The following is a 9,205-nucleotide window of genomic DNA, read 5'->3' on the forward strand; positions in this document are numbered from 1 at the left end:
CGCTCCCACAGGTGATGAGTGTTGGGCGGGGATGGCGGCGGCGCAGCGGAACCTGTGTGGGAGCGAGTTTGCTCGCGAAGGCATCGTCAGGTTGAACATCGCCTTTGACTGAACGTCCGCTTTCGCGAGCAGGCTCGCTCCCACAGGGGCTTTGTGAGCAGCGAGCATGGGGGAATCAAGGCAACCGGAGCTCAATACCGGATCATCACCGACTTCAGCTCGGTGTAGTCATCGATGAACGCGCTGCCGAACTCCCTGCCGATACCCGAAGACTTGCTCCCGCCGAATGGCACGGCGGGGTCGAGCAGGGTGTGCATGTTCACCCAGACGGTGCCGGCTTCAATGGCGGGCACCATGCGCAGGGCCTTGCCCAGGTCATTGGTCCACAGGCTGGCGCTCAGGCCGTAGGGCGAGTCGTTCATCAGGTCGAGCAGTTCCTCCTCGGTGTCGTAGGGCAGGAAGGTGGCGATCGGGCCGAAGGTTTCTTCATTGAGCAGCGCATCATCTCGGTGATTGGCAAGGATGATGGTCGGCTCGACATAACAGCCAGGCCTGTCGATCAGCTTGCCGCCGTGAACAATCGTATTGTTCTGTGCCCGCGCCCTGGCGAAATACTCGCCGAGTTTGTGCTGATGCTGACGGTTGGTCACCGGACCGAATTGCGTGGCTTCATCCAGCGGTGAGCCGATGCTGAGCTGACTCAGGCGTTGGGCGAGCTTGGCCATGATCGGTTCGATCTGCGAGCGGTGGACAAAGAACCGCTCAGCCGCCGCGCAAATCTGCCCGGAGTGCAGGAAACCTGCCTCGATGATGCCATTGACCGCCACCTCGGGATCCACATCTGGCAGGAATCCCGCAGCGTTCTTGCCACCCAGTTCCAGTGTCGCCCGGGTCAGTCCGGCGCTCATCGCCGTCTGGCCCACGGCGATGCCGGTAGGCACCGAGCCGGTGAACGACACCTTGTTGGTGCCTGGATGCTCGATCAAGCCCTTGCCCACCAGACCGCTACCCGTCACCACGTTCAACGCGCCCGCCGGCAGACCGGCCGCCATGGCCAGTTCAGCGATGCGCAGGATAGTCAGCGGAGTGAACTCGCTGGGCTTGATGATAATGCTGCAACCGGTCACCAACGCCGAGGCGAGTTTCCAGATGGCGATCATCGTCGAAAAATTCCACGGCACGATGCCGACCACCACGCCCACCGGTTCGCGCAGGGTGAACGCCGTATAGCGTTCGCCGGCGAAGGAGGGCAGCGACGGGGTGATGGTCTGGCCGCTGATCTTGGTCGCCCAGCCGGCGTAGTAACGCAAGAAGTGCGCAGCCTGGTCGACTTCGAAGGCGCGGGAGATATGGATAATCTTGCCGGATTGGCAGGTTTCGATCTGTGCCAGCTCCTCGCGGTGTTGCTCCATCAGGTCCGCCAGTTTCAGCAATACATGCCCACGGACCGCTGGAGCAGCCTGGGACCATTGCTTGAAACCGCGCCGGGACGACTCGACCGCCGCGTCGATATCGCCAGGACCGGCGTCGCTGACCTGGGCGATGACCTGGCCCGTGGCCGGGTTGATCACGTCCAGGGTCTGTCGGCTCTGGCTTTCGACATAAGCACCGTCGATGAACAGCGCGTGGTGTCGGCCAAGGAAGGCTTGGACCTCGGGCAGCAGGGCAATATCGCTCATGGGAAGTTCCTGATCGCAGGCAAGGGAAAGCCCCGAGACTAACCCCTGGAGGGCGGGGCAGGCTTGACCGTGCCTGCCGCGACGCATGTCTGTGGCTGCCATTTCCAGCGCTGATGTCAGAACGGAACCGCCACCACCAACTGGCTGTAGACATTGGTGCCGTTGCCGCCCACCTGATTGCCTCCGTTGCTGGCGTCTTTCTCTGGCTTGTACAGGCCCAGCAGCGGCGTGATGATCAGGTGCTCGTTGGCGGCCCATTCGACGTACAGGTCCAGCTCACGACCGTCGAGGTTCAGCGCTTGAGCGGTGTGCAAGGTCTTGTAGTCGAAAAACAATGCGCCAATGGTCACGGTCTCGCTTGGCTTGAGCTTGAGGCCGACGTGCTGGATGGCCGTGTTGCTGTTGAACGGGCCGGCGTAGTTGCCCGCCACTTCGCCTTGGAACCAGGTGCCATAACCTCGGTTCGTGCCGGTGAACATCGAGTCCCAGTTTTTCGAATAACGGCTGTAGCGATAGGTCAGGTCGGGGCTCCAGGGCAGCTCGGCGAAGGTATAGCCGGCTTCGGTGTACCAGGCTTTCTGAGGACCGGCGTCCTTGTCCTGCCAGGCGTATTCGAAGGAGAAATGCGCGTTTTCGATACCGGCATCGCCCGCGCCGCGCAGGCTGTAGATGTCCATGCCGTCGCGTTGTTTCTGGAAGTCACTGGCGTAGTGTTCATCCACGTCGATGCCATGGATGTAAGTCAGCCCGAGGGTGCCGGGTGCGGCGCTGTATTCCAGAGTACCGGCGGCCATCTCGGTGTTGGCCTGGGCGCGATTGTCGGACTTGAACCACAACAGGCTCCCATGCACGCCATCCTTGCCGCCCAGGCGCAGCACGGCGGTCTTGTCGAAGGCGTGCCGGGCGGCGAGGTAATAGGCACCGCCGCGATTGAGTTCGCCGTCGGCCACGCCCTTGCCCAGGTTCAGGCCGTCGTCGTTGATGATGAAACCGTCGCCAAGGGTAATCACCTGGCGACCGAAGGACAGGTCGACGCCATCCTTGCCCAACCGCGGGAACAGATCGCCGGAGCGCCAACCGGCGAAGGCCTCGTCGAATTTCGTGGTGCGTTCGGAACCGTCGCTCAGGCCCGCCGCATCGCCATCGCCCCAGGTGCCGGAGCTGACCAGGTTGGCGGTCCCGTAAAGGTTCCCGCGGCCGTCGAGTGTCTGCTCGATACTCAGGCCATACTTGATGAAACCTTCGCGCCAGCTCGAACCGCCGGCGCTGCCGTCGTAGTTCTTGCGGCTGTTGAACAGGCCGTAGACCGCAAGGAAGTTGCCAGTGACGGTGGTGTCATCGTCGGCATAAAGCTCGAAGGCCTGGGCCGATGAGCCTGCCGCCAGCAAGGCGATGCCCAGGCCGATGGCCTGGCGTGGCAGGCGTGATTGACGAGAGTGCTCCATGGTGTTTTCCCCAGTGCGATAGGACAGCGGAGCGCGCATTAGGGAGAGCCTGGGCCGCGAAGTCTTTCACCAGCCTGCCAAGGTATTGATCCTGGCCGCCATGGCTGTGGCAGTGGCAGGCAGCAACAAGACCGGCGGCAGGCATGGGCAAGACGCTCGGGGCGGGGCGGCGCACAGTGATCCTGCACGCAACGCCGTTTTAATCAGGAACTGGCTGGGGAAGGCTTGAACGCCAGTGCCCGGACGGCGGTAGCACCCATACTAAAAGTCCGTTTTTCGAGGATCCGCACCATGTCGATCAATGACAGGCTCACCGAGCATCTGAACCGGGGGACGGTGGGTTTTCCCACTGCGTTGGCCAGCACCATTGGCCTGATCATGGCCAGCCCGGTCATCCTGACCGCCACCATGGGGTTCGGCATCGGTGGCAGCGCCTTCGCCATGGCGATGCTGATCGCGGTGGTGATGATGCTGGCCCAGGCAACGACGTTCGCCGAAGCCGCATCGATCTTGCCAACCACCGGCTCGGTCTACGACTACATCAATTGCGGCATGGGGCGCTTCTTCGCGATTACCGGCACTTTGTCGGCATACCTGATCGTCCATGTCTTTGCCGGAACGGCGGAAACCATCCTGGCCGGGGTCATGGCTCTGGTGAACTTCGAACACCTCAATACCCTGGTCGAATCGGCCGGTGGTTCCTGGCTGCTGGGCGTGGGTTTCGTGGTGGTGTTTGGTGTACTCAATGCGTTCGGCGTCAGCGCTTTTGGCCGCGCCGAAATCATCCTGACCTTCGGCATGTGGACGACCCTGATGGTGTTCGGCGTGTTGGGGCTGATCGCCGCGCCGGCGGTAGAACTCGAGGGCTGGTTCGGCGCGTCCGTGGTCGGGACCGACCTGGTCACGGTGCTGTCGCTGGTGGGCATGGCAATGTTCATGTTCGTCGGGTGCGAATTCGTCACGCCACTGGCGCCGGACCTGCGCCAGTCAGCCAGGACCATGCCCAGAGCGATGATGCTGGGCCTGTTCAGCGTCGCGGCCTGCATGTTCATCTATGGCGCGGCGATGAAGCGCCAGGTGGAAAACGTGCTGCTCGATGCCGCCAGCGGCGTGCACCTGCTGGACACGCCCATGGCAATTCCGCGCTTCGCCGAGCAGGTGATGGGCGCCATCGGCCCGATGTGGCTGGGGATCGGCTTCCTGTTTGCCGGCGCCGCGACCATCAATACGCTGATGGCCGGGGTGCCGCGCATTCTCTACGGCATGGCGGTGGACGGCGCACTGCCCAAGGTCTTCACCTACCTGCATCCCCGTTTCAAGACGCCGTTGCTGTGCATCCTGGTGGCGATGCTGATCCCGTGCCTGCATGCGCTGTGGCTTGGCGGTAACACCGATAACATCATGCATCTGGTACTGGCGGCGGTGTGCGCCTGGAGTTTTGCCTATCTGCTGGTGACGATTTCGGTGATCAGCCTGCGCATCCGCCGTCCCGATCTGCCCCGGGCCTACCGCTCGCCGTTTTTCCCGCTGCCACAGATCCTGTCCAGCGTCGGCATCGTCCTGGGCATGTGGTTCATCACGCCGCCAGGCATGAATCCGGCGGACATTTATGTGCCCTTCGCCGTGATGCTTGGCGGTACCGCGGCCTACGCCCTGTTCTGGACTCTGGTGGTGCAGAAGGTCAATCCATTCAAGCCGGCGACCGTCGAAGACGTGCTGGCCAAGGAGTTTTGCCATGAGCCAGGGCAACCTGTCGGCGAGTTTATCGAGCCTGCTGCAAAAGCTGTCTGAGCTGTTCAGTACCCGTCGCGCCCCGGCCGGTTATCGACCCGGGGTAACGCTGGAGCATTTGCGGCGCAACCTCGGGCTGGCGCGGTTTGAGCTGTCGATGCCGGGGGCGGCGACAGTCGTCACCGACGATGGCAGCCTGCAACTGGAGATCGTCGAGCGCACCGAGTCGCAGTTGCTGATGCACGTGGTAACGACCGAGTTCGTGTTGCACGTGCCTGCGTCGAGAGAGGGCAACGGGCGCCTGCAATTGCACCATGGCGGAGCCATTCGGCGCAGCGGCATTCGTTGCCGCCAGTTGAAGGGAGGTGACGCGCTGTCGGTTCGGCTGCGGACGGCCATCGAAAGTGATCACGCGCTTTACGCCGCCCTGATGCCGCTGGACTTCAAGCGCCTGGACATCGAGCTGCACGGCCGGCAATGGTCTGTGCGACTGGAGCATGTGGGCGGCAGCGAGGTGGTCAACCGGATGCCCTCGTTCCGCCGCTACATCGCGCTGAGCCCGTTGCAGCGCGATGCCTTGTTCGCAACGCTGGGCGGGCTGCGGAGGGTACTCTCGACGCTCTGAGTTTTCGCTTTGCCTGGCATCATTCCTGCTACTGCTCTGGCGATCAGGTACTTGTTGCGTGCATTTAGATAACATGTTAACTATTGCCGCACAAAAACAATAAGCCACTGTGGAGAGCGCCATGAGCATGTATCAGGCTGGGCAAGGCGGGCTGGATACCTGGAATCGGGACCTGCGCGCGACATGCGGCCATTTCGAGACGGAGCTGGCCTTCAATCGCGCGTTGTTCATTGGCGAAGTGTCGACCTTTCAGCGCGGCGGCCTCTCGCTCGCCAACCTGCGCACCAATGCCGGTTCCATCAGGCGCCAGCTATGCAAACCGGATCACGATGATGACCAGGACTGTTTCCTGGTCAGCCAGCGCAGCGGTTATTCGCGTATCACCCAAAATGGCACGAGCATCCAGCTGGCCCCCGGCGAGCTGTTGCTGATGGATTCGGTGGGTTCCCTTGAAATCAGCCCGTTCGGCCTGATCGAGCATGCCGTGTTGTCGTTATCTCGGCGGGACGTTGCCAGGCGACTGGGCGGCGACGGCAAGACCTTCGGCAAGATTTCTTCAAGCAAGGCCTGCGGGAGAATGCTCCACGTGCTGGTGGACCAGCTCTGCAAGGACACCCCGGACGGCGAAAGCAGCGCCGGGGAGGGCGAAGCCCTGCAAAACGCCTTTGTCTCGCTGTTGGGATCGGCGCTGGAGCAGGAAACCGACCTGTGCGGCGACAGCGTCGGATTGCAAGGCAGTCATCTGCGCAGCTACGTACAGAAAGTCATTGATGAATGCCTGACCCAACCCGGTCTCAGCCCGGTCGGCCTGGCCAACCGTTTGAATATCTCGGTGCGACACCTGTACCGCTTGTTCGAAGAGCAGGATGACAGCGTGTGCCGCTACATCCAGCGCGCCCGCCTCAAGCGCAGCGCCGATGACCTGGCCAATCCGTTCCTGCGGGATGAGTCGATCACCTCGATTGCCTATAAATGGGGCTTCACCGATTCGGCGCACTTCAGTCGTTCGTTCAAGAAACAATTCGAACAGTCGCCCAAGGCGTTCCGCTCCAGCCAGTTGCAGCAGGCGCAGGGGGTGGCCTGAACCACCGCCTTCGCGAGCAGGCTCGCTCCCACAGGTGACCGGATTGACTCCGGATCAGGTGATCGACACAAAACAGTGTGGGAGCGAGCCTGCTCGCGAAGGCGGCGCTTGGTTCAGCAAAGACGCAAGCTGACCCACCGCTATCGGGAGCAGGGCTCAAACCTCCGGCAAGGTAGAGCCGCCATCGACGATCAGGGTCTGGCCGGTGATGTAGGCAGCCAGGTCCGAGGCTAGGAACAGCATGGCTCCGGCGATGTCCGACGGTTTGCCGAGTCGCCCCAGCGGTACTCGGCGGGCGATGTCGTGGTTGACTTGGGCGTCCCCCAGGTTGGCCATGGCCGGTGTTGCAATCATCCCCGGCTCGACGCCATTGACGCGGATATTTTCCGCCGCCAGCTCCAACGCCGCATTGCGGATAAAGCCGTTGACCCCGGCCTTGGACGCCGCATAGTGGCTGAGGCCCGGGTAGGCTACGCGCGGGCCGGTCACCGAAGAGGTCACCAGCACGCAACCCTGACCCTGGCGACGGAACATCGGCAGCGCGGCCTGGGTCAGCCAGAACAACGCCGACAGGTTCACCGCCAGCGTTCGCTCCAGCACCGCTGGCGTGATTTCGGCGAAGGGCGTCAGGGGAAAATAACCAGCGTTGTGCACCAGCACATCCAGCCTGCCGGTGCGTTGTTCCAGCCCGGCGATCATCTGCGTAATGGCCGTGGCGTCGGCCAGGTCGACGCCCATGGCATCCACCTGATAACCGCTGGCGCGCAGGTCGCTGGCCACAGCCTCGGCCCCCGCCAGGTCCAAGTCGGCAATGAGCACGCGCGCCCCACGCCAGGCAAACCCTTCGACGATGGCCCGGCCGATGCCTTGCGCGCCGCCGGTCACCAGTACCGTCTTGCCGGAGAAATCCAGATCATCAGGCATTTGCTTGCTCCATTCGGCTGAAGGCTAGCGTCGGCACGTCGACGATGCTGGATCCGCCATCGGCTACCAACGTCGCGCCGGTGATGATCGAAGCATCCGCCGAGGCCAGGAAACGACAGACCCGGGCGATTTCCTCGGCGCTGGCGGGCCGGCCCAACGGCACATCGGCGCAGACCCGGTCGTACGCCTGTTGCAGATTCTCACCGTGAAACTGCATCAAGGCCTGCATCTCTTCATCGGCCATCGGCGTGCGTACCCAACCAGGGCAGACTGCGTTGACGCGCACACCGCGTGGTCCGTAGTCCCGCGCCAGCGAGCGATTGAGGCCGAGCAGCGCATGTTTGGCGGTGGTGTAGCCGCAGACCTGCGGTCCGGCTGCCAGGGAGGCGATGGAGGCGACCAGCACGATATTGCCGGCGCTCTCCATCAGCAGCGGCAGGCAGGCACGAGCGCTGTAAAAAGCGCTGTCCAGGTTGCTGCGTAGCGCCGCTTCCCACGCCGACGGGCTCGTGTCGGTGGCGCTGCCCTGACCGAGGCCGCCGGCGCAGGCCAGCAGCACGTCAAGTCGGCCAAAGCGTTGGCGTATCTGTGCGACGAAACCGTCCCACGTCGCCGGGCACGCCGCGTCACCCACCAGCACCAGGCCGCCGATTTCCTTTGATAGATGCTCCAGCGGCTCGCGGCGCCGGCCGATCAGCACCAGGTTGGCGCCCTCGGCGGCGTACAGGCGGGCGCAAGCGGCACCGATGCCGGTGCCGGCCCCCGTGATTACGACGGTGCTTGGCTCAGGCATCGGGGTACTCCGTCTGGTTGAGCACCTGGCAATAGGAGCTGACCGGGAAATTCGAGAACTCGTCGAAGGATGCGCCGGCATAACCGAAAATCTTGCCATCGCTACGGTGCTGCTGCAGGTCGATCAGCACCAGGCCCAGGGTCGGGATGATCTTCTCCCGCCAGACGAACAGGTACAGCTGATCGGCGATCTTGTAGGTGTCGCAGCGGTCGGTGTCGCACAGGCCTCGTTCAACGCCCTTGAGGCACTGCCAGGAATAAAACCGCTGGTTGAGGTAGATGTGTTCGTACACCTCACTCGGGCTGTAGCGATACAGGTTGCGCAGCCCCACCAGTTCGCTCGTCGGTGCGTGAGGGCAGAGGCCCGGTTGCCATGGGCGATCCAGCGTACCGTGGAGGAACTCGACTTCCACCGAGGTCAGCGGTTTGCCGGCCAATGCGCGGCTGTAGAGACCCTCGCCGGTTTGCGCCTCGGCGGGCATGCGCCCGATCACGGCGGTGAACGCGGCGCTGACAGTATCGAGCACCAGGCTCACCGACCACGCCTGGCCACCTTCACGCTTGATGAAGTCGACGAGGTACAGGCCCGGACGCACCGAAGTGGCTCGATAAGGTGCGGTGCCAGTGGAGTGCCCATCGGCTGCTTCCCAGCTCAGCGCGTCCTGTTCGAAGCGATGTTCGATCTGCCAGCCATTGGCAAAGTGCAGGGTAAAGGTCTTGCCGTCGAGGTCGGCGAGGTTCGGCAGGATGAAGGCTTCGGGGGCAAAGCCGTCGGCCAGGGCGCCGACGGTGATCCAGTCTGAAGAAGTACTCATTGCAAGGCTCCGATGGTTGAATGTGCCACTCGGATCATGGCGCCTGGCAGGGCGCTGGCCTATCAACCAAAGGGTTGAGCAATGCCGCATACAGCTCTTGTGGCGGGGGG

The 9,205-nt window shown here is 63.0% G+C and carries 8 protein-coding genes; 3 read left to right on the top strand and 5 right to left on the bottom strand.

Features of this window, described 5'->3' with window-relative positions; all coding sequences use genetic code 11:
* Nucleotides 1–191: 191 nt before the first annotated feature.
* The gene (locus ACE04F_RS14780) at nt 192–1,679 is read right to left on the bottom strand and encodes an aldehyde dehydrogenase family protein (RefSeq protein WP_486107802.1); all 1,488 of its coding nucleotides are present in this window, start codon (nt 1,677–1,679) and stop codon (nt 192–194) included.
* 116 nt (nt 1,680–1,795) lie between these two features.
* Nucleotides 1,796–3,124 (bottom strand): alginate export family protein, encoded by a 1,329-nt coding sequence (locus ACE04F_RS14785; RefSeq protein ID WP_486107804.1) that lies wholly within the window; start codon nt 3,122–3,124, stop codon nt 1,796–1,798.
* 291 nt (nt 3,125–3,415) lie between these two features.
* On the opposite strand from ACE04F_RS14785, the gene ACE04F_RS14790 reads away from it, so the two are divergent.
* From ACE04F_RS14790 to feaR, 3 genes are all read left to right on the top strand, one after another.
* Nucleotides 3,416–4,915: an APC family permease gene (locus tag ACE04F_RS14790; RefSeq protein ID WP_486107806.1), complete on the top strand. Its 1,500-nt coding sequence runs from the start codon at nt 3,416–3,418 to the stop codon at nt 4,913–4,915.
* Nucleotides 4,860–5,480 carry a DUF3156 family protein gene (locus tag ACE04F_RS14795; protein ID WP_486107808.1) on the top strand — a complete coding sequence of 207 codons (621 nt, stop codon included), beginning with the start codon at nt 4,860–4,862 and terminating at the stop codon, nt 5,478–5,480. Before ACE04F_RS14790 ends, ACE04F_RS14795 begins: the two co-directional genes overlap by 56 nt.
* 121 nt (nt 5,481–5,601) lie before the next feature.
* A complete protein-coding gene (feaR, locus tag ACE04F_RS14800; protein ID WP_486107810.1) occupies nt 5,602–6,564 on the top strand; it encodes a transcriptional regulator FeaR in 963 nt (320 codons plus the stop codon).
* A gap of 156 nt (nt 6,565–6,720) precedes the next feature.
* Here the strand turns inward: feaR and ACE04F_RS14805 are convergent, their stop codons facing one another.
* The 3 genes from ACE04F_RS14805 to ACE04F_RS14815 are packed head-to-tail and all read right to left on the bottom strand — an operon-like array spanning nt 6,721 to nt 9,095.
* Nucleotides 6,721–7,488 carry an SDR family oxidoreductase gene (locus tag ACE04F_RS14805; RefSeq protein ID WP_486107812.1) on the bottom strand — a complete coding sequence of 256 codons (768 nt, stop codon included), beginning with the start codon at nt 7,486–7,488 and terminating at the stop codon, nt 6,721–6,723.
* Nucleotides 7,481–8,281, bottom strand: a complete 801-nt coding sequence (locus tag ACE04F_RS14810) for an SDR family NAD(P)-dependent oxidoreductase (RefSeq protein WP_486107814.1) — start codon at nt 8,279–8,281, stop codon at nt 7,481–7,483. Before ACE04F_RS14810 ends, ACE04F_RS14805 begins: the two co-directional genes overlap by 8 nt.
* Nucleotides 8,274–9,095, bottom strand: coding sequence for a molybdenum cofactor biosynthesis F family protein (locus ACE04F_RS14815; RefSeq protein WP_486107816.1), 822 nt, complete (start codon nt 9,093–9,095; stop codon nt 8,274–8,276). The genes ACE04F_RS14810 and ACE04F_RS14815 overlap by 8 nt, the downstream gene beginning before the upstream one ends.
* Nucleotides 9,096–9,205: the final 110 nt, after the last annotated feature.

Source organism: Pseudomonas sp. AGC41, assembly GCF_057334555.1.